Annotated in this window: 24 protein-coding genes; 11 read left to right on the top strand and 13 right to left on the bottom strand. The window is 64.4% G+C overall.

Annotated elements, in window-relative coordinates; genetic code table 11:
- Positions 1-93 precede the first annotated feature (93 nt).
- Positions 94-1,284, bottom strand: coding sequence for a glutamine-hydrolyzing carbamoyl-phosphate synthase small subunit (gene carA / locus OZ411_RS28955; protein ID WP_282530699.1), 1,191 nt, complete (start codon positions 1,282-1,284; stop codon positions 94-96).
- A gap of 156 nt (positions 1,285-1,440) precedes the next feature.
- On the opposite strand from carA, the gene OZ411_RS28950 reads away from it, so the two are divergent.
- The 3 genes from OZ411_RS28950 to OZ411_RS28940 are packed head-to-tail and all read left to right on the top strand — an operon-like array spanning position 1,441 to position 4,224.
- Positions 1,441-2,142: an alpha/beta hydrolase gene (locus OZ411_RS28950; RefSeq protein ID WP_282530698.1), complete on the top strand. Its 702-nt coding sequence runs from the start codon at positions 1,441-1,443 to the stop codon at positions 2,140-2,142.
- A 58-nt stretch (positions 2,143-2,200) separates the two neighbouring features.
- Positions 2,201-2,653, top strand: a complete 453-nt coding sequence (locus OZ411_RS28945; RefSeq protein ID WP_028165380.1) for a GatB/YqeY domain-containing protein — start codon at positions 2,201-2,203, stop codon at positions 2,651-2,653.
- Between the two features lie 41 nt (positions 2,654-2,694).
- Positions 2,695-4,224, top strand: coding sequence for an FAD-dependent oxidoreductase (locus OZ411_RS28940; protein ID WP_282530697.1), 1,530 nt, complete (start codon positions 2,695-2,697; stop codon positions 4,222-4,224).
- Positions 4,225-4,384: 160 nt separating this feature from the next.
- Here OZ411_RS28940 and msrB read toward each other — a convergent pair whose 3' ends face one another.
- The 8 genes from msrB to napE all read right to left on the bottom strand — a co-directional run bounded on the left by msrB (position 4,385) and on the right by napE (position 11,289).
- Positions 4,385-4,795: a peptide-methionine (R)-S-oxide reductase MsrB gene (msrB, locus tag OZ411_RS28935; protein ID WP_282530696.1), complete on the bottom strand. Its 411-nt coding sequence runs from the start codon at positions 4,793-4,795 to the stop codon at positions 4,385-4,387.
- A 115-nt stretch (positions 4,796-4,910) separates the two neighbouring features.
- Positions 4,911-5,630, bottom strand: coding sequence for a peptide-methionine (S)-S-oxide reductase MsrA (msrA, locus tag OZ411_RS28930; RefSeq protein ID WP_282530695.1), 720 nt, complete (start codon positions 5,628-5,630; stop codon positions 4,911-4,913).
- 240 nt (positions 5,631-5,870) lie between these two features.
- Positions 5,871-6,980 carry an ATP-dependent RecD-like DNA helicase gene (locus OZ411_RS28925; protein ID WP_130581261.1) on the bottom strand — a complete coding sequence of 370 codons (1,110 nt, stop codon included), beginning with the start codon at positions 6,978-6,980 and terminating at the stop codon, positions 5,871-5,873.
- A 111-nt stretch (positions 6,981-7,091) separates the two neighbouring features.
- The gene (locus OZ411_RS28920) at positions 7,092-7,727 is read right to left on the bottom strand and encodes a NapC/NirT family cytochrome c (protein ID WP_130581260.1); all 636 of its coding nucleotides are present in this window, start codon (positions 7,725-7,727) and stop codon (positions 7,092-7,094) included.
- Positions 7,724-8,194, bottom strand: coding sequence for a nitrate reductase cytochrome c-type subunit (locus OZ411_RS28915; protein ID WP_165421319.1), 471 nt, complete (start codon positions 8,192-8,194; stop codon positions 7,724-7,726). The genes OZ411_RS28920 and OZ411_RS28915 overlap by 4 nt, the downstream gene beginning before the upstream one ends.
- Entirely contained in the window at positions 8,191-10,704 is a 2,514-nt protein-coding gene (napA, locus tag OZ411_RS28910) for a periplasmic nitrate reductase subunit alpha (RefSeq protein ID WP_282530694.1), read from the bottom strand. The genes OZ411_RS28915 and napA overlap by 4 nt, the downstream gene beginning before the upstream one ends.
- 44 nt (positions 10,705-10,748) lie before the next feature.
- Entirely contained in the window at positions 10,749-11,075 is a 327-nt protein-coding gene (locus tag OZ411_RS28905) for a chaperone NapD (RefSeq protein WP_130581257.1), read from the bottom strand.
- 28 nt (positions 11,076-11,103) lie between these two features.
- The gene (gene napE / locus OZ411_RS28900; RefSeq protein ID WP_282530693.1) at positions 11,104-11,289 is read right to left on the bottom strand and encodes a periplasmic nitrate reductase, NapE protein; all 186 of its coding nucleotides are present in this window, start codon (positions 11,287-11,289) and stop codon (positions 11,104-11,106) included.
- 267 nt (positions 11,290-11,556) lie between these two features.
- Between napE and OZ411_RS28895 the strand changes: the two genes are divergently transcribed.
- The 8 genes from OZ411_RS28895 (at position 11,557) to OZ411_RS28860 (ending at position 18,860) form a co-directional block, all read left to right on the top strand.
- Positions 11,557-12,774 (top strand): LLM class flavin-dependent oxidoreductase, encoded by a 1,218-nt coding sequence (locus OZ411_RS28895; protein WP_282530692.1) that lies wholly within the window; start codon positions 11,557-11,559, stop codon positions 12,772-12,774.
- Positions 12,775-13,148: 374 nt separating this feature from the next.
- A complete protein-coding gene (locus OZ411_RS28890) occupies positions 13,149-14,099 on the top strand; it encodes an aliphatic sulfonate ABC transporter substrate-binding protein (protein ID WP_282530691.1) in 951 nt (316 codons plus the stop codon).
- Positions 14,100-14,123: 24 nt separating this feature from the next.
- Positions 14,124-15,077 carry a sulfonate ABC transporter substrate-binding protein gene (locus OZ411_RS28885; RefSeq protein ID WP_282530690.1) on the top strand — a complete coding sequence of 318 codons (954 nt, stop codon included), beginning with the start codon at positions 14,124-14,126 and terminating at the stop codon, positions 15,075-15,077.
- Positions 15,074-16,240: an FMNH2-dependent alkanesulfonate monooxygenase gene (gene ssuD / locus OZ411_RS28880; RefSeq protein WP_282530689.1), complete on the top strand. Its 1,167-nt coding sequence runs from the start codon at positions 15,074-15,076 to the stop codon at positions 16,238-16,240. Before OZ411_RS28885 ends, ssuD begins: the two co-directional genes overlap by 4 nt.
- Positions 16,237-17,043 carry an ABC transporter permease subunit gene (locus OZ411_RS28875; RefSeq protein ID WP_282530688.1) on the top strand — a complete coding sequence of 269 codons (807 nt, stop codon included), beginning with the start codon at positions 16,237-16,239 and terminating at the stop codon, positions 17,041-17,043. Before ssuD ends, OZ411_RS28875 begins: the two co-directional genes overlap by 4 nt.
- A 17-nt stretch (positions 17,044-17,060) precedes the next feature.
- A complete protein-coding gene (locus OZ411_RS28870; protein WP_130581250.1) occupies positions 17,061-17,909 on the top strand; it encodes an ATP-binding cassette domain-containing protein in 849 nt (282 codons plus the stop codon).
- Between the two features lie 7 nt (positions 17,910-17,916).
- Complete coding sequence (locus OZ411_RS28865; RefSeq protein WP_282530687.1) at positions 17,917-18,498, top strand: flavin reductase family protein; 582 nt, start codon at positions 17,917-17,919, stop codon at positions 18,496-18,498.
- 197 nt (positions 18,499-18,695) lie between these two features.
- Positions 18,696-18,860 carry a hypothetical protein gene (locus OZ411_RS28860; protein WP_165421318.1) on the top strand — a complete coding sequence of 55 codons (165 nt, stop codon included), beginning with the start codon at positions 18,696-18,698 and terminating at the stop codon, positions 18,858-18,860.
- Between the two features lie 128 nt (positions 18,861-18,988).
- Here the strand turns inward: OZ411_RS28860 and OZ411_RS28855 are convergent, their stop codons facing one another.
- From OZ411_RS28855 to fliG, 4 genes are all read right to left on the bottom strand, one after another.
- Positions 18,989-20,374: a sigma-54 dependent transcriptional regulator gene (locus OZ411_RS28855; protein WP_282530686.1), complete on the bottom strand. Its 1,386-nt coding sequence runs from the start codon at positions 20,372-20,374 to the stop codon at positions 18,989-18,991.
- Between the two features lie 106 nt (positions 20,375-20,480).
- Positions 20,481-20,831, bottom strand: coding sequence for a flagellar motor switch protein FliN (gene fliN, locus OZ411_RS28850; RefSeq protein ID WP_282530685.1), 351 nt, complete (start codon positions 20,829-20,831; stop codon positions 20,481-20,483).
- A gap of 22 nt (positions 20,832-20,853) precedes the next feature.
- On the bottom strand, positions 20,854-21,477 hold the full coding sequence (locus OZ411_RS28845) for a FliH/SctL family protein (protein ID WP_282530684.1): 624 nt from the start codon (positions 21,475-21,477) through the stop codon (positions 20,854-20,856).
- Entirely contained in the window at positions 21,477-22,562 is a 1,086-nt protein-coding gene (gene fliG, locus OZ411_RS28840) for a flagellar motor switch protein FliG (protein WP_028165359.1), read from the bottom strand. The genes OZ411_RS28845 and fliG overlap by 1 nt, the downstream gene beginning before the upstream one ends.

The following is a 22,562-nucleotide window of genomic DNA, read 5'->3' as shown; positions in this document are numbered from 1 at the left end:
TCCGATGGTTCGAGTGTGGAAACCCAAACCTACCGGAAAGGGCGCGCTCACCGCCCCATGGAATCTACAACCCGGTTTCGGCCGCCTACGTTCCTACGCGCGCTTCTTGTCGCGCATCAGGTCGGCGAAGCGCTTGAAGAGATAATGCGAGTCGCGCGGGCCGGGCGAGGCTTCCGGGTGATACTGTACGGAGAATACCGGCTTGCCGTCGAGCTGGATGCCGCAATTGGAGCCGTCGAACAGTGAGATATGGGTCTGCGTTGCGCCCGCAGGCAGCGTTGCCTGGTCCACCGCAAAGCCGTGGTTCATCGAGGTGATCTCGACCTTGCCGGTGGTCTCGTCCTTCACCGGATGGTTGGCGCCGTGATGGCCCTGATGCATCTTCCTGGTCTTGGCGCCGACCGCGAGCCCGAGCATCTGATGGCCCAGGCAGATGCCGAAGGTCGGCGTGCCCGACTCGATCACCCTCTGGATGACGGGCACGGCATATTTGCCGGTCGCGGCGGGATCGCCCGGACCGTTGCTCAAGAACACGCCGTCCGGGTTCATCGCCAAAATGTCTTCGGCTGAAGTGGTCGCCGGCACCACCGTGACCTTGCAGCCGACGCCAGCGAGCAGGCGCAGGATGTTGCGCTTGATGCCGTAGTCGACCGCGACCACGTTGAATTCAGGGTTGGTCTGCCGGCCGTAGCCCTTGTCCCATTCCCAGGGCGTCTCGTCCCAGGTGAAGCGCTGGCCGGAGGTCACCATCGGCACCAGGTCCATGCCTTCGAGGCCGGGCCATTCCCGCGCTTCTTCCTTGAGGCCGTGCAGGTCGAACCTGCCTTCTTTCGAATGCGCGATGACGGCGTTCGGCATGCCCTTGCTGCGGATCAGCGCAGTGAGCGCGCGGGTGTCGATGCCCGAGAGGCCGATGATGCCGCGCGCCTTCAGCCATTGATCGAGATGGCGGGTGGCGCGGTAGTTCGACGGATCTGATATCGCGGTGCGGAGGATGACCCCGCGCGCGCCCGGCGTTGCCGCCATGTTCACCGTCTCGATGTCTTCGTCGTTGGTGCCGACGTTGCCGATATGCGGGAAGGTGAAGGTGATGATCTGCCCGGCATAGGAGGGATCGGTCAAAATCTCCTCATAGCCGGTCATGGCGGTGTTGAAGCAGACTTCGCCGACGGCCTGGCCTTCCGCGCCGAGGCCAAAGCCTTCCAGCACGGTGCCATCGGCGAGCACGAGGAGCGCGGTCGGTTTGTGGTCCGGCCAGGCTGAAGCGTTTTCGGATGTGGTCATGAGCCCTTTACATAGTTCCCACATCCTGCCGCGTCAAAGCGAAAGGGCGTCCATTCACACGGGTTTTGCGCCTATTTGACTGGCGGTTCCGGGGTTTTAAGCTAGGGTTCCCGCCATAGCCTCGTTTTCTGCCAAATTGCCCGGTTCGGAGCCCGCATGGACAACACGATGCCTATCCTGCTCGTCCCGGGCCTGGTTTCGTCGCCGCGGATTTTTGCCCCCGTCGTGCCGGCGTTGTGGCGGCTCGGGCCGGTCACGGTCGCCAACCACATCCGCGACGACCATATGGGGGCGATCGCGCGCCGGATCCTGGCGGAAGCGCCGCCGCGCTTCGCGCTGGCCGGGCATTCGATGGGCGGCTACATCGCCTTCGAGATCATGCGCCAGGCGCCGGAGCGGGTGGCAAAGCTGGCCTTGATCAACACCCAGGCCCGTCCCGACACGCCGGAGGCCTCCGAGCGCCGCCGCGGCATGATGGCCCGCGCCAAAAGCGGCGATTTCCGCGGCGTGTTGGATGAACTCTTTCCCGGCTTCGTGCACCCGTCGCGGCGCGAAGATGCGAGCCTGCGCCAGCTCGTCCACGACATGGGCGAGGATGTCGGGGTCGAGGGGTTCATCCGCCAGCAGACCGCGGTGATCAGCCGGCCCGACTCGCGGCCGACGCTGGCCTGGATCAAGTGCCCGACCTTGGTGCTGACGGGCGATGAGGACTACACCATCCCGAATTCGCTGTCGGTTGAGATGGCGAACGGCATTCCCAGCGCCAAGCTCGTGATCCTGCCCGATTGCGGGCATCTGCCGCAGCCGGAACAACCAGAGGCGACCGCGAACGCGCTGGTCGAATGGCTCAGGAACTGAGGTTGTTCTCGCGGAACGAACGGCCTAGATGGAAGGTTTGATCATCAAGGATAAGGCCATGCTGCGCGACGACATCAACAACGCGGTCAAGGACGCCATGAAGGCGAAGGAGGAGCGCAAGCTCTCCACGCTGCGCATGGTCAATTCGACCATCAAGAACGCCGATATCGACGCGCGCGGCCAGGGCAAGCCGCCGCTTTCGGATGCCGAATTGCTCGGCGTGCTGCAGAAGATGATCAAGCAGCGCCAGGAAGCGGTCGAGCTCTACGACAAGGGCGGCCGCGCCGAGCTCGCCGCGCAGGAGCGCGAGGAGATCGCGGTGATCTCGGCCTACCTGCCGAAGCAGATGTCGGAGGATGAGGTGAAAGCCGCGATATCGGCCGCGATCGCCGAGACCAATGCTGCCGGCGTCAAGGACATGGGCAAAGTGATCGGCGCGCTGAAGGCGAAGTACACGGGGCAGATGGATTTCGCCAAGGCCAGCGGCCTGGTGAAGGCGGCACTGGGATAGGCTTGGAACGGGACCAAGTTTCAAACCAAACGGAGGAAATCATGGCCGACCAGCAAGCCCAACCCTCCGGTCCCGATCTGTCGCAAGGCGTGGCGCCCTCCGACTTCTCCGGCGCCAGCCTGCTCGGCCATGTCGGCGATGAAGACGTGCTGCTGGTGCGCTCAGGATCGGACGTCTTTGCGATCGACGCCCATTGCAGCCATTATCACGGGCCGCTGGCGGAAGGTCTCGTCGTCGGCGAGAGCGTCCGCTGTCCCTGGCATCACGCCTGTTTCGATCTGCGCACCGGCGAGGCGTCACGCGCACCGGCGTTGAGCGCGGTCGCGGTCTGGAAGGTCGAGCACGAAGGCGAGCGCATTTTCGTCCGCGAGAAACGCGAGCAGCCCAAGCCCCGCGTGAAGGGCGTGATCGATGCGCTCGCCCGCATCGTGATCGTGGGTGGCGGCGCGGCGGGATTTGCCGCCGCCGAGATGCTGCGACGACAGGATTATGGCGGCAGCATCGTGATGCTGAGCGGCGAGGCGGCGGCGCCGGTCGATCGGCCGAACCTGTCGAAAGACTATCTTGCCGGCAGCGCGCCGGAGGACTGGCTGCCGCTGCGTCCGGACGATTTCTATTCTGACGCCGCGATCGATCTGCGGCTCAAGACCAAAGTTGCGTCGATCGACCCTGCCGCGCGCCAAGTGGTGCTCGCCGATGGCAAGGCCTTGCCCTACGACCGGTTGCTATTGGCGACCGGCGCGGAGCCGGTGCGTCTGCTGATTCCGGGCGCGGACCAGCCCCATGTCCATCTCTTGCGCTCGCTGGATGATTGCCGCGCGATCATCGCTTCCGCCAGCGGCGCGCGCCGCGCGGTTGTGATCGGCGCGAGTTTCATCGGGCTCGAGGTCGCGGCTTCGTTACGGGCGAGGGATATCGAGGTCCACGTCGTCGGGCTGGAGCAGCGGCCGATGGAGCGCGTGCTCGGGCCCGCCATGGGCGACTTCGTCCGCAGCCTGCACGAAGAGCACGGCGTCGTCTTTCACCTCGGCGACACCGTCACCACAATCGACGGCAAGCGCGCGAGCCTGCAGAGCGGCGGCGTGCTCGAGGCCGATCTCGTCGTGATCGGCGTCGGCGTGCGGCCGCGCCTCGCGCTCGCCGAAAAAGCCGGACTTGCGATCGATCGCGGCGTCACCGTGAATGCCTATCTGGAAACCAGCAGCCCCGGCATTTATGCGGCGGGCGACATCGCCCGCTGGCCGGATCCGCATTCCGGTGAGAACATCCGCGTCGAACACTGGGTGGTGGCAGAGCGCCAGGGCCAGACCGCCGCGCGCAACATGCTGGGTCAGCGCGAAGCCTTCGACGCGGTGCCGTTCTTCTGGAGCCAGCATTACGACGTGCCGGTCAACTATGTCGGCCACGCCGAGAAATGGGACGAGATCGACGTCGACGGCGATATCGCTGCAAAGGACTGCGTGGTGCGCTACAGGAGAGGCGGCCGCGTGCTCGCGGTGGCGTCGATCTATCGGGATGTTGCCAGCCTCGAGGCCGAGCTTGCGATGGAGCGCGGCGCGCTGGCGGCGTAGCGGACCGCCTCGCCCCGCTTGCGGGGAGAGGCCGGATCGCATCGAAGATGCGATCCGGGTGAGGGGGAGTCTCCGCGAGGGTATCTCTCACCGTGATTGCGGAAGCAGCCCCTCACCCCAACCCTCTCCCCGCAAGAGCGGGGCGAGGGAGAAGATGGAGCTACTTCGGCTGCAGCTTCAGCGCTGCCGAGTTGATGCAGTAGCGCAGGCCGGTCGGGCCGGGGCCGTCGGGGAAGACGTGGCCGAGATGGCCGCTGCATTTCGAGCACAGCACTTCAGTGCGGACCATGCCGTGGCTGTGGTCGGTCTCCTCGTCGACATGGCTTTCCGTCGCCGGCTGCGTGAAGCTCGGCCAGCCGCAGCCGGAATCGAACTTGGCATCGGACTCGAACAAGGTCTGGCCGCAGCCGGCGCAGACATAGGTGCCCTTGCGGTGGTCGTGCTCATATTCGCCGGTGAAGGGACGCTCGGTCGCCTTCTCGCGCAGCACCGCATATTGCATCGGCGTCAATTCCTTGCGCCATTCGGCGTCGCTCTTGACGACCTTGTCTGGGGTCTTGGTGTCGGACATGAAAACTCCTCTCACTATGCCGTCATTGCGAGCGGAGCGAAGCGATCCATCTCGCCGCTTGCGGAGACATGGATTGCTTCGTCGCTTCGCTCCTCGCAATGACGGAGCTGTTCCGTCAATTCGTGACCTTGGTGTTGCCGACCAGCGTCGGCTTCTCGATGTAGTTCTCCGCGAAGATCTTCTTCAGGTTCTCGACCTTCGGGATGTCGTTATACGCAATATAGGGTTGGTTGGGGTGCAGCGTCAGGTAGTCCTGGTGATAGGCCTCGGCCGGATAGAACCCCTGGAGCGTACCGACCTTGGTCACGATCGGCTTCTTGTAGACCTTGGCCGTATTGAGCTGGGCGATATAGGCCTCCGCCACCTTCTTCTGATCGTCGTTGGTGACGAAGATCGCCGAGCGGTATTGCGTGCCGGTGTCCGGGCCCTGGCGGTTCAATTGCGTCGGGTCATGCACGACCGAGAAGAAGATCTGCAGGAGCTTGCCGTAGGAGACCTGCTTCGGGTCGTACTTGATCTCGACCGATTCCGCGTGTCCGGTGGTGCCGGTCGAGACCATGTTGTAGTCGGCGGTCGCCTTGTTGCCGCCGGCATAGCCGGAAACCGCGCTGACAACGCCGGCGGTGTGCTGGAACACGCCCTGCACGCCCCAGAAGCAGCCGCCCGCGAGCACCGCGGTCTGAATGCCATCGGTGGGTTTGGCGTCGGCCGTCGGGGCGGGAATGATCACGGCGTCTTCAGCCGCGCGGGAGGGGGCCGCGGCGAGGGAGGCGATGGCCAGCGCGCCGAGGGCAGCAGCGCCGAGCGACAGGCGACGGAACGGGCGAGTGGACATGGTTTCCTCTTTGGATGGGAGGGCGGGGCCAGTCTAGAACGGAAGCCGGGTTTCGGAAATCGGGCGGTCTTCCCCTGGATGCCGAAGATACGGGGCAGGGACGGGGGTGTTACAGCCGGGTGGACACGAGTCCGTGAACCAGCCCCGTCATTGCGAGGAGCGGAGCGACGAAGCAATCCATGCCTCCGCAAGCGGAGAAATGGATTGCTTCGCTTCGCTCGCAATGACGAGGGAGAGAGTTCACACCACCACGCTCAGCCGCTTCGCCGCCCGCGTGATGCCGGTGTACAGCCACCTCGCGCGGCTGTCCTGGAACGCGAAGCTTTCGTCGAACAGCACGACGTCGTCCCATTGCGAGCCCTGCGACTTGTGCACGGTGAGCACATAGCCGTAGTCGAACTCGTCGTAGGGCTTGCGCTGTTCCCAGGGGATGGTCTCGATCGCGCCGCCGAAGCATTCGCCGCGCACGGAGACCTTGGTGACCTTGTGGCCGAAATCCTCGTCCGGCATCACGCGCATGGTGATGATCTTGGATTTCGATTGCGCGCGCGCCTTCACGCGCCACAGGCCGCCATTGAACAGGCCCTTCTTGCGGTTGTTGCGCAGGCAGACCAGCTTGTCGCCGGCGACCGGCAAGGGGTCCTCGATGTTCTGCCGTTGCCGCATCCGCATGTTGTAGGCGCGGCGGGTGTTGTTGCGGCCGACCAGCACCTGGTCGGCGTTCATGACGCGCGCCGGATCGAGCTCGTTGCGCGCCACCACCTCGCTCTCGCCGTGACGGCCGATCTCGAGCTCGCGGCCCTCGCGGATGTCCATCGACATCCGCACGATCGGATCGTCCTGCGCCTGGCGGTGCACCTCGGTCAGCATCGCGTCGGGCTCGGCATTGGTGAAGAAGCCGGCGCCCTGGATTGGCGGAAGCTGCGCGGGATCGCCGAGCACGAGCAGCGGACAGTCGAACGACATCAGGTCGCGGCCGAGCTCGGCGTCCACCATCGAGCACTCGTCGATCACGATCAGCTTGGCTTTCGATGCCGGCGCGTCGTCCCACAATTCGAACGTCGGCTGCTCGACGCCGGATTCGCGGGCGCGGTAGATCAGCGAATGAATCGTGGAGGCGCTCTCGCAACCCTTGTTGCGCATCACCAGCGCGGCCTTGCCGGTGAACGCCGCGAACTTCACCTCGCCGTCGACGCCTTCAGCGATGTGGCGGGCCAGCGTGGTCTTGCCGGTACCGGCATAGCCGAACAGGCGGAAGATCGGCGGCGTGCCGTTCCGGCCGGGTTTTGCCTTGAGCCAGTCGGCGACGGCTTGCAGCGCGGAATCCTGATGCGGCGTAAAGGTGGTCATGGGTCTCGGCGGAGGAGAGGACAAGCGGGCGACGCCCGCCGACTCGGTCTCTCAACCTAGCCATTCACGCTGCCGGCGCAAGGTGCCGGCTGGCCGCCCAGGATACCAAACCTACTGCCAGCCGGGAACGCCGCGCATGTCCGGCAGATGGTGGGCGATGCCCTTGTGGCAATCGATGCAGGTCTTCTCGCCCGTGAACAGGAAACGCTGATGCGCCACGCTCGCCCGCGGCGACTGTTTGGTGATGTCCATCGATTGCGCGCTGTGGCAGTTGCGGCATTCGAGCGAATCATTGGCCTTGAACCGCGCCCATTCATGCAGCGCGAGCTCGAGCCGGTTGTCGACGAACTTGTCGCGGGTGTCGATGCTGCCGAAGAGATGGCCCCAGACTTCCTTGGAGGCCTGCATCTTGCGGGCGATCTTGTCGGTCCAGTTGTGCGGGACATGGCAGTCCGGGCAGGTCGCGCGCACGCCGGAGCGGTTGGTGAAGTGGATGGTGGACTTCAGTTCGGCAAAGACGTTGTCGCGCATCTCGTGACAGCCCGTGCAGAATTTTTCGGTGTTGGTCAGTTCCAGCGCGGTGTTGAAGCCGCCCCAGAAGATCACGCCGGCGACGAAGCCGGCAAGCACCAGCACCCCGAGCCCGAACACGGAGCTCGGCCGGATCAGTACGTTCCATAGTTCGAGGACAAAATTCCACGCCCGCGCAAACCAGCCTTGGCGGGGCGCCTTGTCGACGTCACTCATCGGCGGCCACCCGGCGCTGGGGGGTTCAGGATGCTGTCGATGTCGACGAAATCATTGGTCACTGGCGGCGTCGTGACGTTCTGCGGGACATGACACTCCGTGCAGAAATAGCGGCGCGGCGATACCGAGGCCAGGAACTGGCCGTCGCGGTCCATGAAATGGGTGATGCTCACCATCGGCGCCTGCGATTCGCCGGTGCGGGCGCGGGCATGGCAGGACAGGCATTTGTTGCCGTTCATGTCGACCTGGTAGCCGTCGATCGAGTGGGGGATCACCGGCGGCTGTTCCGGATAGTTGCGGATTTCCCGTTCCGCGGTGTTGCGCATCGGCGTCATCGGCGGCGCCGGTCCCTCCTCGTTGAGTGGAGTAGGACCGCGCAGGCCGGACGTGACGCCTTGCGCGAGCAGCGAGCTCGAAGCGGCGATGAGCGCGATGGCGAGAACGACGATAGCGGACTTTCCAATCATGTCGTCGTCACCTTCTCGATGCGCACGGCGCATTTCTTGTAGTCGGTCTGCAGCGAAATCGGATCGGTCGCGTCCAGCGTCACCTTGTTGATGAGCTTGGATTCATCGAACCAGGGTACGAACACCAGGCCGCGCGGTGGCTTGTCACGGCCGCGGGTCTCCAGCCGGACGCGGATGAAACCGCGGCGGGATTCCACCTTGACCTCATCGCCGCGGCGCAGCTTCAGCTCGGCGGCGTCGTCGGGGTGCATGAAGCAGACGGCTTCAGGAAATGCCCGGTAGAGCTCGGGGACGCGGCGGGTCATGGTGCCGGAGTGCCAATGCTCCAGCACGCGGCCGGTCGAGAGCCAGAACGGAAAGTCCTTGTCGGGCGATTCCGCCGGCGGCTCGTAGGGCAGCGCGAAGATCCGCGCCTTGCCGTCGGGGAAGCCGTAGAACTGCACGCCCATGCCCTGCTGGACATAGGGGTCGAGCCCCTCGCGAAAACGCCAGCGGGTCTCCTGGCCGTTGACGACAGGCCAGCGCAATCCGCGGACCTGATGATAGGTGTCGTACGGCGCGAGGTCGTGGCCGTGGCCGCGGCCGAACGAGGCATATTCCTCGAACAGGCCCTTCTGGACATAGAAGCCGAAGGCCTTCGCCTCGTCATTGACGTAGCCGGCCTCGATGTCTGTGACCGGGAACTTGTCGACCTGGCCGTTGCGGTAGAGGATGTCGAACAGCGTCTTGCCGCGATACTCCGGCATCTTCGCGATCAGTTCTTCCGGCCAGACTTCCTCGACCTTGAAGCGCTTGGAGAACTCCATGAGCTGCCAGAGGTCCGAGCGCGCCTCGCCCGGCGCTGAGACCAGTTGGTGCCAGTTATGGGTGCGGCGTTCGGCATTGCCATAGGCGCCTTCCTTCTCCACCCACATCGCCGCCGGCAGGATGAGATCGGCTGCCAGCGCCGTCACAGTCGGATAGGCGTCCGACACCACGATGAAATTCTCGGGGTTGCGATAGCCGGGATAGGTCTCCTCGTTGCCGTTGGCGGCGGCCTGCAGGTTGTTGTTGACCTGGATCCAGTAAGCGTTGAGCAGCCCGTCCTTCAGCATCCGGTTCTGCAGCACGGCGTGATAGCCGGGCTTGTCGGGAATGGTGCCTTCCGGAAGCTTCCAGATGTGCTCAGCCTTCGTGCGATGCTCCTTGTTGGTCACGACCATGTCGGCCGGCAGGCGGTGCGAGAAGGTGCCGACCTCGCGCGCGGTGCCGCAGGCGGACGGCTGACCGGTCAGCGAGAACGGGCTGTTGCCGGGTTCGGAGATTTTTCCGGTCAGGAGGTGGATGTTGTAGACGAGGTTGTTGCACCAGACACCGCGGGTGTGCTGGTTGAAGCCCATGGTCCAGAAGCTTGTGACCTTGACCTTCGGATCGGCATAGAGCTCGGCGAGTGCTTCCAGCCGGTTGAGCGGGACGCCAGCCATGTCGGCCGCCTTCTCCAGCGTGTAGTCGGAGAGGAACTTGACGTATTCGTCATAGCTCATGTCCTGGGCATCGTTGGCCTTGGCGCGGCCGGTCGCCTTCTTCTCCAGCGGGTGGTCGGGCCGCAGGCCGTAGCCGATATCGGTCTGGCCGCGCTTGAACAGCGTGTGCCTGTTGACGAAATCCTTGTTGACCCGTCCGGTCTTGACGATGTGGTTGGCGATCGCGTTCAGCAGATAGAGATCGGTCTGCGGCTTGAACACCAGTCCGATGTCGGCGAGGTCGAACGAGCGGTGCTCGAAGGTGGAAAGCACGGCGACGCGCACATGTGGCGCTGAGAGGCGACGATCGGCGACCCGGGTCCACAGGATCGGGTGCATCTCGGCCATGTTCGAGCCCCACAGCACGAAGGCGTCGGCGGCCTCGATGTCGTCATAGCAGCCCATCGGCTCGTCGATGCCGAAAGTGCGCATGAAACCGACGGCGGCGGAGGCCATGCAATGCCGCGCATTGGGATCGATATTGTTGGAACGGAAGCCGGCCTTGAACAGCTTTGATGCCGCATAGCCTTCGAAGATCGTCCACTGGCCCGAGCCGAACATGCCGATGCCATCAGGCCCGCGCTTCTTCAGCGCGGCCTTGAATTTCTCCGACATCACATCGAAGGCCTCGTCCCATGACACTTCGGTGAAATCGCCGTTCTTGTCGTACTTGCCGCCCTTCTTGCGCAGCATCGGCTTGGTCAGGCGATCATGGCCGTACATGATCTTGGAGAGGAAATAGCCCTTCACGCAGTTCAGGCCGCGGTTGACCTCCGACTTGATGTCGCCATGGGTGGCGACGACGCGGTTGTCCTTGGTCGCGACCATCACGCTGCAGCCGGTGCCGCAGAAGCGGCACGGCGCCTTGTCCCACTTCAGTTCGCTGTCGGCGCGCTCGGTGACGAGGTTGGCGGCACCTGCCGCAACCGGCATGCCTCCGGCGAGCGCCGCCATCGCGGCGGCTTCCAGTTTCAGGACCTGACGGCGATCCAGCTTGGAGGCGGTCATGGTGTTTCCTTCCCTTTGGTTGAGGGGCCTTCGATCGCGCGACATCAGGCAGCACCCGGATCGACGGCGTGGAACACGAGCGAGGCGGAATAGACGTTAGGTAGTGCGGAAATCGTGTTGAGGGTCGCGCCGAGCGAGCCCGCGTCGGGCGCATCCACGACGACCACGAGCTTTCCCTTCTCATCGCGACCGTAAATCTCGCAGCCGCGCAGCGCCGTGATCGCAGCTTCGGTGGCATCGAGCCGGTCAGGCCGGGTCTGCACGAGGATGCTGGCGATCTCGCCGCCGGGCGGCGGCACGACAGGGTCGGTTTGCAGGACGCGGCCCGTGATGAGCGCTCGGCGATCGATGGTAGTCTGAGCTCTGATCATGGCGGCTGTTCCTTGAGTGGTCGGCTGATCAATGTGGCGGGGGAGGGCCCGGCGGGCCCGCGATCATCTGATAGATCCACACAGCAAGGCCGTAGCTGCCCACCGTGGCCACGGCCAAAGCAGGCATCACAATTGCCGTAAGAAAAAGAAACGCGAAGATCTCCATGCGCCTACGGCGCGGCCTCGCGCTCGCATCGTCGCTGGTTGCCGACATACGTCGTCTCGCTTCAATTCAGATTGTGTGGGGGAAGGCCTCGTTGCCTTCCTAACGTAGTAATGTCACCGGGACATTTTTGCACTGATCTAAATCAATGCGCGCCAACATTGTATACGGGCGAAGCGGATTCGGCGGCGCGGCAACCGGCAAGGTTACTGTTTGGTTGCAGTGCGCATGTTCCGCCATCCGGAATTGGCATAGGCTGGACTTCGCGCGCCCCGGCAATACACTGAGGCAAACAACAAGACGTACGGGAGCGACGCCATGAAATTCGGCATCTTCTACGAGCTGCAACTGCCGCGTCCATGGAACGAGCGCGACGAACTCAAGCTCTACCAGGACGCATTGACGCAGCTCGAGACCGCCGACCGGCTCGGCTACGACTATGCCTGGGTCGTGGAACATCATTTCCTCGAGGAGTACTCGCACTCGCCGGCGCCGGAATCGTTCCTGGCTGCGGCAAGCCAGCGCACCCGGAACATCCGGCTCGGGCACGGCATCCTGCAGCTCACGACCAACCATCCCGCGCGTGTCGCCGAGCGGGTGGCAGTCCTCGATCTCCTCAGTAACGGCCGTTGCGAGTTCGGCATGGGCGAGAGCGCCTCGATCACCGAACTGACGCCGTTCGGCCGCGACATGGAGACCAAGCGGGAGGTGTTCGAAGAGGCTGTCGCGGCGATCTTCCCGATGTTCACCAAGGTCGGCGCCGAGCATCACGGCAAATATTTCCACATCCCCCTGCGCAACGTGGTGCCGAAGCCGGTGCAGAAGCCGCATCCGCCGCTCTGGATGGCGTGCTCGCAATTGCCGACCATCGAGCGCGCCGGGCAGCACGGCTTCGGCGCGCTCGGCTTTCAGTTCGTCAGCGCGGACGCGGCGCATGCCTGGGTGCATGCCTATTACAATGCGATCACCAAGCGGCTGAAGAAGCTCGCCGACTACCGGATCAATCCGAACATGGCGCTGGTGTCGTTCTTCATGTGCGCCAAGACGGACGAGGAGGCGCGCGCCCGCGCCGACGGCGCCACCTTCTTCCAGTTCGCGCTGCGCTATTATGGCGCGTCGCAGAACCGGCAGCGGCCGGCGCCCGGCACCGTCAACATGTGGGACGAGTACAACAGGTGGAAGCGCGACAATCCGGAAGCGCAGGAAGCTGCATTGCGCGGCGGTCTGATCGGATCGCCTGAAACCATCCGCAAGAAGCTGCGCCGCTTCCGCACCTCGCACATCGACCAGGTGATCCTGCTCAATCAAGCCGGCAAGAACACGCATGAACACATCTGCGAATCGCTCGAATTGTTCGCCAGGGAAGTGCTGCCGGAGTTCCAGCACGATCCCGAACACGATGCGTGGAAGCAAGGCGTGATGAGCGGCGAGATCAAGCTCGAGGAAATCGACACCGAAGCGTTTAGGGATCGTTACGGCAAACTGTCGATCAACCCTGGTTCGCAGGCGGAGAAAGCAGCAGCAGCGAGCGGCTGACGAGATTCTAGGCAGCTCCCCCGTCATGCCCGCCAACGGGTCGGCGCGAAGCGCCGCCCGATGACAGGCTCCGGCGGGCATCCAGCACTCCGCGGCATCTCGGCCAATGCTCCGGCGCTGGTGGTTACTGGATCGTCCGCCTTCGCGGACGATGACAGCGGAGAGCTGCTGCTCGCATCATGATTTCGTGAAGAAAATATTTCGCTACGCACAATCTGCGCCTTAAAAGAAACCGCGCGTCCGGTGCCCGCATGGCAGTGCGGGCATCGCTATTTTTTCGGGGTCCTCGACAGCCTCATTCGCGCCCCCCATCATTCCCTCACGTCGCATGATAGCGCGCCGATAACGCGCTCGATCGTCAGGAGAATTTTGTGATGAAGCGCCGCGAGTTCCTCAAGTTGTCGCTCGGCTCTGCAGCCGTCGCTGCGCTGCCGTTGCGCGCGCGGGCCGAAGCGGCGGTGAAGGAAATTCGTATCGGCTATCAGAAGAACGGCGTGTTGGTTATCGCGCGGCAGCGCGCGACTTTGGAAGATCATTTCAAGTCGGCCGGCATCGAGGTGAAATGGGTCGAGTTCTCGTCGGGTCCGCCGATGATGGAAGCCATGAACGTCGGCAGCGTCGATTTCGGTGCGGTCGGCGACTCGCCGCCGGTGTTTGCGCAAGCTGCCGGTGCGGCGATCGTTTATGCCGCCGGCCAGCCCATTACGAACGGCCAGGGCATCCTGGTGCCGCAGAATTCGGCCATCCGCACGATCGCCGATCTCAAGGGCAAGCGCCTCGGCTTCACCAAGGGTTCCAGCGCCCACAACATCGTGGTGCAGACGCTGGAAAAGGCCGGCCTCATTTATAGCGACATCACCCCGGTCTATCTGACGCCGCCCGACGCGGGACCGGCGTTCGCCAATGGCAGCATCGACGCCTGGGCGATCTGGGATCCTTATTTCGCGATCGGCGAGACCAAGCAGAACGGCCGCATCCTGGTCAACGCCCATGAGATCACCAAGACCAACTCGTTCTTCATCGCCAACCGTGACTTCGCGAGGAATCACGGACCTGTGCTGCAACAGATTATCGACGTCCTCGCGTCAACGGCGAATTGGGCCGAGGCGCACTGCGACGAGGTCGCGAAATCGCTGAGCACCGTCACCGGAATCCCGCTGGATATCCAGACCATCGCCGCCAATCGGGCCGCGTTCAGGATCGGACCCGTCACCGACGATATCGTTGCGACCCAGCAGGGCGTGGCCGACCGCTTCTTCAAGCTCGGGCTGATCCCGAAAGAGATCGCGATCCGCGACATCGTCTGGCGCAATCCCCAGAGCTGAGTTCATTTCCAAGCAGAGGTCATTATGCGACGTATCATTCAACGCTGGATCACCAGCGCGGTGCTATCAGTCAGCATCGTCGCCGCCGCCGTCAGTGCGTCGTACGGACAGGAGAAGACCGTCCGCATCGGCTTCCAGAAATACGGCAAGCTGGTCCTGCTCAAGAGCAAGGGCACGCTCGAGGAGAAATTAAAAGCGATCGGCTACAAGGTGGCGTGGACCGAATTCCCGTCCGGCCCGCCGCTGCTCGAAGCGCTCAATGTCGGCGCGATCGATTTCGGCAACACCGGCGAAGCACCGCCGATCTTCGCGCAGGCGGCCGGTGCGCCCATCCAATATGTCGCCTATGAGCCGCCGGCGCCGAAAGGCGAGGCGATCCTGGTGCCGAAGGACAGCCTGCTGAAGTCGGTCGCCGACCTCAAGGGCAAGAAGGTCGCGCTGAACAAGGGCTCGAACGTCCACTATCTCCTGGTGAAGGCCCTGGAGAAAGCCGGCGTCAAATATTCCGAGATCGAGCCGGCGTTTCTCGCGCCCGCCGATGCGCGCGCGGCCTTCGAGCGCGGCGCGGTCGATGCCTGGGTGATCTGGGATCCGTTCCAGGCCGCGGCGGAAGCTGCGACCGGCGCGCGCACGCTCGCCGACGGCACCGGCATCGTCTCGAACTACCAATTCTACTTTTCCTCGAAGAAGTTCCTGGAGAGCGATGCGAAGATCGTCGATCTCGTGCTCGCGCAACTGAGCGAGGTCGATGACTGGGCCAAGGGCGACATCCATGCGGTTGCCGAGCAGCTCGCGCCGTCGATCGGCCTTTCGGTGCCGGTGGTCGAGGTTGCGTTGAAGCGCCAGTCCTACGGCATCAAGCCGCTCACCGATTCCGTGATCGCCGACCAGCAGCAGGTGGCGGACACGTTCTTTGCCCTCGGCCTGTTGCCGAAAGCCATCAAGATTTCAGACGTCGCGCGGAGGTCCGGATCGTGACTAAACAACCCAACGCCAACATCCTCTGGTTCCTGCCGACCCATGGCGACGGCCGTTATCTCGGCACCTCCATCGGCGGACGCGAGGTGAACTTCAACTATCTGCGCCAGATCGCGCAGGCCGCCGATCAGCTCGGCTATTACGGCGTGCTGTTGCCGACCGGGCGAAGCTGCGAGGACTCCTGGGTGGTCGCTTCCGCGGTCGCGCCGCAGACCGAGCGGCTGCGCTATCTGGTGGCAGTGCGGCCCGGCCTGCAGTCGCCTGCCGTCGCCGCCCGCATGACCGCGACGCTGGACCGGCTCTCGAACGGACGGCTCCTGATCAACGTCGTCACCGGCGGCGATCCCGTCGAGAACAAGGGCGATGGTATCTTCCTGGCGCACGACGAGCGCTACGAGGTGACGCGCGAGTTCCTCAACGTCTATAGCGACCTGCTCGCCGGCAAGACCGTCAATGTCGAGGGCAAGCACATCCGCATCGAGGATGGACGGCTGCTGTTCCAGCCGGTCCAGTCGCCGCGGCCGCCGCTCTATTTCGGTGGTTCCTCGGACGCCGGCATTGATGTCGCGGTGGATACTGTCGACAAATATCTCACCTGGGGCGAGCCGCCGGAGCAGGTTGCGGAGAAGATCGCGCGCGTGAAGGCGGTTGCCGACAAGCGCGGCCGGAAGATCTCCTTCGGCATCCGCCTGCACGTGATCGTACGCGAGACCAATGCGGAAGCCTGGAAGGCCGCGGACGAGTTGATCCAGTACGTCACCGACGACACGGTGGCGGCGGCGCAGAAGATTTTCTCGCGCATGGACTCGGTCGGCCAGCAGCGCATGGCAGAGCTGCATGGCGGCCGCCGCGACAAGCTCGAGATCAGCCCCAATCTCTGGGCTGGCGTCGGCCTGGTGCGTGGCGGCGCGGGCACAGCGCTGGTCGGCGATGCCCAGACGGTGGCGGCGCGGATCAAGGAGTATCAGGACCTCGGCATCGATACCTTCATCATGTCGGGCTACCCGCATCTCGAAGAAGCCTATCGCTTCGCCGAATTGGTGTTCCCGCTGCTCGCGCTCGAGCGGTCGGACAACGTGACGCCGATCCGCGTCAACACCGGGCCGTTCGGCGAGACCATCGGCAACGACTATCGGCCGCAAAAGCAGGTATCGGAGTCATGAGCCTCATCGACAGCCTCCCGCGCGTCCGCGCGCCCAAATTGCCGCGGGCCGACGGCCTGATCCCCTGGATCGTGCCGCTCGCCATCATCCTGATCTGGCAGCTCGCCTGCGTCACCGGCTTTGTGCCCGCGCGCGTGCTGCCGGCGCCGACCGACGTCGCGCTGGCAGGATGGAAGCTCTTGTTGTCAGGCGAACTGATCCGCAACATCTGGGTCAGCTTCTGGCGCGCCAGCATCGGCTTTCTGATCGGCGGCGGCATCGGCTTTGCCTTCGGCCTCGCCAACGGCCTGTCGCAGCTCTCCGCGAAACTGACCGACACCACGCTGCAGATGGTGCGCAACATTCCGCATCTGGCGTTGATCCCGCTGGTCATCCTGTGGTTCGGGATCGACGAGTCGGCAAAACTGTTCCTGGTCGCGCTCGGCGTATTCTTCCCGATCTATCTCAACACGCTGCACGGCATCCGCACCGTCGATCCGCAACTGATCGAGATGGGCCGCATCTATGGCATGACGGACGGCGAATTGTTCCGCCGGGTGATCTTCCCTGGTGCGCTGCCGTCGATCTTCGTGGGCCTGCGCTTTGCGCTCGGCATCATGTGGCTGACCTTGATCGTGGCCGAGACCATCGCGGCGTCCTCGGGGCTCGGCTACATGGCGATGCAGGCGCGCGAATTCATGCTGATCGATGTCGTCGTGCTCTCGATCCTGATCTACGCCCTGCTTGGTAAGCTTGCCGACAGCGCATCGCGCGCGTTGGAGCGGCTGACGCTGTCCTGGCACCCGGCCTTCCAGAAACATTGAGGAATTAAGGAACAGACATGCAGGAAGTCCTTCGTTTTCGCCCGCTCGGTGCTGAGGCCGTCGCGCGCGAGGATTTTGTCGAGGAGGCGCGCCAATTTCGCCGTGCTCCCGACGTGCCGTCGCGCGGGCTGTCACTGACCATCCGCGGCTTGCGCAAATCGTTCGGCGACAATGAGGTGCTGCGCGGAATCGACCTGCACATTCCTGCCGGCCAGTCCGTCGCGATCGTCGGCCGCAGCGGCTGCGGCAAGAGCACATTGTTGCGGCTGATCGCGGGGCTGGAGAAGCCGACTGCCGGCAGCATCAGTTTCGGCGAGCAGGCGCGCGCCGAGGATATCCGCGTGATGTTCCAGGAGCCGCGGCTCCTGCCCTGGGCGCGCGTGCTGTCGAATGTCGAAGTCGGCCTTGGGCGCGAACGGTCGTCCGCGGATGCGCAGGCGCGCGCCGAGAAGGCGCTGGTCGAGGTCGGTCTCGGCGACAAGCGCGGGCAATGGCCTTCGGTGCTCTCGGGCGGCCAGAAACAGCGCGTCGCGCTGGCCCGCGCGCTGGTCAGCCAGCCCCGGGTGCTCGCGTTCGACGAGCCGCTCGGCGCGCTGGACGCGCTGACGCGGATCTCGATGCAGCGGCTGCTCGAGCAGGTCTGGCGCGATCAGGGCTTCACCGCGATCCTGGTGACGCATGACGTCTCGGAAGCGGTGGCGCTGGCCGACCGGGTGCTGGTCATTGAAAACGGCCGCATCGCGCACGATTTCAATGTCGACATCGCGCGCCCGCGCGAGCGCGGCTCGGCCGAACTCGCGGCACTCGAGGGCGCGATCCTGAAGAATCTGCTGGAAGGCACCGAAGACAGTTCCGATGATCTGTGAGGCCCGCATGAACCCCGCCGTCCGCGACATCGCGATCGATCCCGTGGTCACCTCCGACGAGTTTCGCGGCGCCATGCGCCATCTGACCGGCGGGGTCAGCGTCATCACGGCGGGGCGCGGCAAGGACATCTCCGGGATGACGGTGACCTCCGTCTCCTCATTGTCGGTCGAGCCAGCCTCGCTGATCGTGAGCCTCAATCGCGCCGCATCGTCTTGGCCGCTGGTCAAGCGCCACGGCGTTTTCGGCGTGAACATCTTGAGCTCGGACCAGGTCGAGATCGCCGAGCGCTTCACTGGCAAAGGCGGGCTGAAAGGCGCCGAGCGCTTCGCCGGCGCGGAGTGGACGACACGTGCCTCCGGCGTGCCGCTTCTGGTCGGCGCGCTGGCGGCGATCGATTGCGAGGTCGAGGACATCCTGGAGCGCCATTCGCATGCGATCGTCATCGGGCGCGTGCTCGATGTGCAGGTCTCCTCGCGCACCGCGGCGCTCGCCTATTGGCAGGGCCGCTATGTCGCCGTCGATCAAGATGAGGATGCGGCCAAGCTGGCCGACGTCAGCGTGCCCACACGCGGCGTGCATCTGCGCTGACATCAGCTCGTAGCCCGGGTGGTGCGGAACGCGCAACCCGGGGCTTTGCGTCGGCGATCGGGAGCGGTCCCGGGTTACGCTTGCGCTTCACCCGGGCTACTTGTTCCGGGAACGATGTCGCCAGCCGTGGCGTTTTGTCTCCTCGCGCAATAGAAGGCGTCGGTCTTTATCTATTGCCGGAAGGAACGAAGCGCGTCATGGGCTTGATGAAACGTCTTGCAACCTGGGTCTTCTACGGCATCGGTGCGCTCGCGATCGCCTATCTCGCGCTCTATGCCTATGTCGCCTTCACCGGGCGTGACTTTACGCCCGGCGACCCCATTCACATTTTCCGAAAGCCCGACGCGCCGAGTTATTCGTAGCTCCAGGCGTCATTGCGATGCGAACGCAGTCGCATCACGCCGTCATTGCGAGCGCAGCGAAGCAATCCATGTCTCCGCGTGTGGCACGATGGATTGCTTCGCTTCGCTCGCAATGACGGTGATGACGACTACCCCGTCGTCGCCAATCGCTGGTAGTCGGGGGTGCCAGATCCAGCCGGCGGGATCGGCAGGCCGCCATCGGCATATTCGTTGAGCTTGTTGCGCAGCGTGCGGATCGAGATGCCGAGGATGTTGGCGGCATGGGTGCGGTTGCCGAGGCAGTGCTTCAGCGTCTCCAGGATCAGGTCGCGCTCGACGTCAGCGACCGTGCGGCCGACCAGCGCGCGCGTCACCTGCTCGGCGGCGAGGGTGGCGTGAGCGACCGCCGGCGCTGTTTTGGCGAGGTCGAGGCGGTCGCCGTCAGGGGTCAGGATGGCCTCGGGGCCGATCTCGTCGCCCTGCGCCATCAGCACGGAGCGGTGGATGGTGTTTTCGAGCTCGCGGACATTGCCCGGCCAGCGGTTCGTGGTCAGCACCCGCCGTGCCTCGGCCGACAGCGGCCGCGCCGGCACGCCGTTGGCCTCGGCGTATTTCTTCGCGAAATGCTGCGCCAGTTCGAGGATGTCGGCCGGCCGGTCGCGCAGCGGCGGGATCTTCAGGTTGACGACATTGAGGCGGAACAAGAGGTCCTCGCGGAAGGTGCCGGCGCGCACGGCGTCCGCGAGATTGCGGTTCGAGGTCGCGATGATGCGGATGTCGACCGGCACCGGCTTGGTGCCGCCGACGCGGTCGATCACGCGCTCCTGGATCGCGCGCAGCAATTTCGACTGCAGCCGCACGTCCATTTCCGAGATTTCATCGAGCAACAGCGTGCCGCCGGTCGCTTCCTCGAACTTGCCGATGCGGCGAGCGATTGCGCCGGTGAACGCGCCCTTCTCGTGGCCGAACAGTTCGGATTCCAGGAGATGCTCGGGGATCGCCGCGCAATTGATCGAGATGAAGGGACGCTTGGCGCGTGCCGAGCGGGAATGCACGTAGCGCGCCAGCACCTCCTTGCCGGTACCGGATTCGCCGGTGATCATCACGGAGGCGTCCGAGCCCGCGATCTGCTGCGCCAGCTTGATCACCTTGCCCATCGCCTCGTCGCGGTAGACGAGGTCGCGGGAGTCATTTGCGACCGCGGCGAGCACGGCGGCGATCAGCTCCGGCTCGGGCGGCAGCGGGATGTATTCCTTGGCGCCGGCGCGGATCGCCGCCACCGCGGCGCGGGCATCGTTGGAGATGCCGCAGGCGACGATCGGCACGTGGATGTGCTCGGCTTCCAATCGCATCACAAGGTCGCGGATGTCGAGGGCGACATCGACCAGCAGCAGGTCGGCGCCCTTGCCGCTGCGCAACACCGCCATCGCCTGCTCGTTGCCTTCCGCGTGCGTCACGGAGGCGCCGTTGTCCATCGCGATCTTGGTGGCGGTCGTGAGCTGCCCCCTCAGGGTGCCGACGATGAGAAGCCGCATGAGTGTCTCCTGTCTCCCGCGCGTCCGTCGCGCGCGCATCCGTTAAAAGTGACTACTTGAGCATGATCTCTTCGGAAAACCGGTGTCCACTTTTCCGGATCATGCTCTAGCTACGCTCTGTCTTGATGATTTCGGTCATGGTCACGCCGAGCTTGTCTTCGACCAGTACCACTTCGCCGCGCGCCACCAGGCGGTTGTTGACGTAGATGTCGATGGCTTCGCCGACCCGGCGGTCGAGTTCGAGCACGGTGCCAGGGCCGAGCTTCAGGAGCTGGCCGACATCCATCTTGGAGCGGCCGAGCACGGCCGAGACCTGCACCGGCACGTCGAAGACGGCTTCCAGGTCGGAGGCGATGCGCGAAGCGTGTTCGTCCTCGTTATAGCCCACATCGTCGTCCCTTGGCGCGTCCGCCGAGTTGAGGTCGGGGAGCGGGACATGTGTGTCGGTGTCACTCATCGTCGATCCTTTGGCTCAATCCTCATGGCCGTTGGTCACGGGACGCCATGTAGCGTCCGACAAGTTCGTTGATCTTGGCTTCGATCGTCGCGCGTTCCAGCACGATGCCGCCGTCGGCCCATTCGATCCTGCAGTCGCCGGTCGCGATTGTCGGCTCGGCCAGGATCACGAGGCGGCCCTGAAATCCGCTCTGTGTGGCCAGCCGCTCGATCTTTTCGCGCGCGCCCTCGTAGAGCGCATCATTGATGCGGACGACGATGTGAGGGGTCGAGACCAGATGCGAGAAGCAGTCGGAGACCAGCGCCGTGATCTCGCCAAGCGGTTCGCGCGCGATCATTTCGCCGCACAATTTGCGCGCGACCGAGACCGCGACGTCGACGGCTTCGGTCTCCATCCGCGCTTCGATGCCGGAAAAGCGTGACGCGATGTTCTTGATCGCGAGCGCGATCTCTTCCAGCGCGAGCGCGGCGCGGCGGTCGCTCTCCACCTTCGCCTCGCGCTGGGCGGCATCGTAGCCGTTGCGATAGGCGCGCGCCTCGGCTTCCGCGACCTTCTGGGCGATCTCGGCGGCGGTTGCGGCACGCTCGCGCGACTTGGCGGGCGCCGAGAAGTCGGTATCGAACAGGAATTTTGCGGGCGCGGCCATCAGTACACCAGTTCGTCGTCGGCACGATTCTTGGTCAGCATGATCTCGCCCTTGGCGGCGAGATCCTTGGCGAGATTGACGAGCAGCGCCTGCGCCTCGTCGACGTCGCGCAGGCGCACCGGTCCCATCGCCGCCATGTCATCCATCAGCATCTTGCCGGCGCGCGAGGACATGTTGCCCAGGAAGAAGTTGCGGACCTCCTCATTGGCGCTCTTCAGCGCGATGCCGAGCTTCTCCTTGTCGACATGGCGCATCAACGTCTGGGCCGAGCCGGAATCGAGCTTGACCAGGTCGTCGAAGGTGAACATCAGCGCCTTGATGCGTTCGGCGGATTCGCGGTTTTCCTCTTCCAGCGAGGTGATGAAGCGCGTTTCGGTCTGGCGGTCGAAATTGTTGAAGATCTCGGCCATCACCTCGTGGGCGTCGCGGCGGCGGGTCTGTGACAGATTCGACATGAACTCGGTGCGCAGCGTCTGCTCGACGCGCTCGATCACTTCCTTCTGCACCGCCTCCATCCGCAGCATGCGGCCGACGACATCGAGCGCGATGTCCTCGGGCAGGATCGCCAGCACGCGCGCGGCGTGCTCGGACTTCAGCTTCGACAGTACCACGGCGATGGTCTGCGGATATTCATTCTTGAGGTAATTGGCGAGCACCTCTTCCTGGACGTTGGAGAGCTTCTCCCACATGTTGCGGCCCGCTGGCCCGCGGATCTCGTCCATGATGCCGGAGACGCGGTCGGCCGGCAGATATTGCTGTAAGAGCCGCTCGGTAGCGTCGAAATTGCCCATCAGTGCGCCCGAGGCCGACATCCGCGAGACGAATTCGAGCAAAAGGTCCTCGACCACGTCGGCTTCCACGGTGCCCAGCGTTGACATCGCCATCGACAATTCGCGCACCTCGTCGTCGTCGAGCAGCGACCAAACCTTGCCGCCGTATTTTTCGCCGAGCGCCAGCATCAGGATCGCCGCGCGCTTCGGGCCGGAGATCGGCTTGCTCTTCGGACGGTCGCCCTGGCGGCTCGACAGCGTCGAGATGACGCTTGTGATGTCGTTGGCGTTTGCGGTTTGCGGGACGCTGGCCAT

It is taken from the genome of Bradyrhizobium sp. Arg237L (assembly GCF_029990105.1).
Taxonomy (GTDB): Bacteria; Pseudomonadota; Alphaproteobacteria; order Rhizobiales; family Xanthobacteraceae; genus Bradyrhizobium.
Note: the sequence above shows the minus strand (reverse complement) of the source record. Positions and strands in the feature narration are given on the sequence as shown.

Excerpts from the sequence above, each read along its gene's own strand:
- carA (WP_282530699.1), bottom strand. The coding sequence starts at position 1,284 with ATGACCACATCCGAAAACGCTTCAGCCTGGCCGGACCACAAACCGACC.
- OZ411_RS28950 (WP_282530698.1), top strand. The coding sequence starts at position 1,441 with ATGGACAACACGATGCCTATCCTGCTCGTCCCGGGCCTGGTTTCGTCG.
- OZ411_RS28945 (WP_028165380.1), top strand. The coding sequence starts at position 2,201 with ATGCTGCGCGACGACATCAACAACGCGGTCAAGGACGCCATGAAGGCG.
- OZ411_RS28940 (WP_282530697.1), top strand. The coding sequence starts at position 2,695 with ATGGCCGACCAGCAAGCCCAACCCTCCGGTCCCGATCTGTCGCAAGGC.
- msrB (WP_282530696.1), bottom strand. The coding sequence starts at position 4,795 with ATGTCCGACACCAAGACCCCAGACAAGGTCGTCAAGAGCGACGCCGAA.
- msrA (WP_282530695.1), bottom strand. The coding sequence starts at position 5,630 with ATGTCCACTCGCCCGTTCCGTCGCCTGTCGCTCGGCGCTGCTGCCCTC.
- OZ411_RS28925 (WP_130581261.1), bottom strand. The coding sequence starts at position 6,980 with ATGACCACCTTTACGCCGCATCAGGATTCCGCGCTGCAAGCCGTCGCC.
- OZ411_RS28920 (WP_130581260.1), bottom strand. The coding sequence starts at position 7,727 with ATGAGTGACGTCGACAAGGCGCCCCGCCAAGGCTGGTTTGCGCGGGCG.
- OZ411_RS28915 (WP_165421319.1), bottom strand. The coding sequence starts at position 8,194 with ATGATTGGAAAGTCCGCTATCGTCGTTCTCGCCATCGCGCTCATCGCC.
- napA (WP_282530694.1), bottom strand. The coding sequence starts at position 10,704 with ATGACCGCCTCCAAGCTGGATCGCCGTCAGGTCCTGAAACTGGAAGCC.
- OZ411_RS28905 (WP_130581257.1), bottom strand. The coding sequence starts at position 11,075 with ATGATCAGAGCTCAGACTACCATCGATCGCCGAGCGCTCATCACGGGC.
- napE (WP_282530693.1), bottom strand. The coding sequence starts at position 11,289 with ATGTCGGCAACCAGCGACGATGCGAGCGCGAGGCCGCGCCGTAGGCGC.
- OZ411_RS28895 (WP_282530692.1), top strand. The coding sequence starts at position 11,557 with ATGAAATTCGGCATCTTCTACGAGCTGCAACTGCCGCGTCCATGGAAC.
- OZ411_RS28890 (WP_282530691.1), top strand. The coding sequence starts at position 13,149 with ATGAAGCGCCGCGAGTTCCTCAAGTTGTCGCTCGGCTCTGCAGCCGTC.
- OZ411_RS28885 (WP_282530690.1), top strand. The coding sequence starts at position 14,124 with ATGCGACGTATCATTCAACGCTGGATCACCAGCGCGGTGCTATCAGTC.
- OZ411_RS28875 (WP_282530688.1), top strand. The coding sequence starts at position 16,237 with ATGAGCCTCATCGACAGCCTCCCGCGCGTCCGCGCGCCCAAATTGCCG.
- OZ411_RS28870 (WP_130581250.1), top strand. The coding sequence starts at position 17,061 with ATGCAGGAAGTCCTTCGTTTTCGCCCGCTCGGTGCTGAGGCCGTCGCG.
- OZ411_RS28865 (WP_282530687.1), top strand. The coding sequence starts at position 17,917 with ATGAACCCCGCCGTCCGCGACATCGCGATCGATCCCGTGGTCACCTCC.
- OZ411_RS28860 (WP_165421318.1), top strand. The coding sequence starts at position 18,696 with ATGGGCTTGATGAAACGTCTTGCAACCTGGGTCTTCTACGGCATCGGT.
- OZ411_RS28855 (WP_282530686.1), bottom strand. The coding sequence starts at position 20,374 with ATGCGGCTTCTCATCGTCGGCACCCTGAGGGGGCAGCTCACGACCGCC.
- fliN (WP_282530685.1), bottom strand. The coding sequence starts at position 20,831 with ATGAGTGACACCGACACACATGTCCCGCTCCCCGACCTCAACTCGGCG.
- OZ411_RS28845 (WP_282530684.1), bottom strand. The coding sequence starts at position 21,477 with ATGGCCGCGCCCGCAAAATTCCTGTTCGATACCGACTTCTCGGCGCCC.
- fliG (WP_028165359.1), bottom strand. The coding sequence starts at position 22,562 with ATGGCCAGCGTCCCGCAAACCGCAAACGCCAACGACATCACAAGCGTC.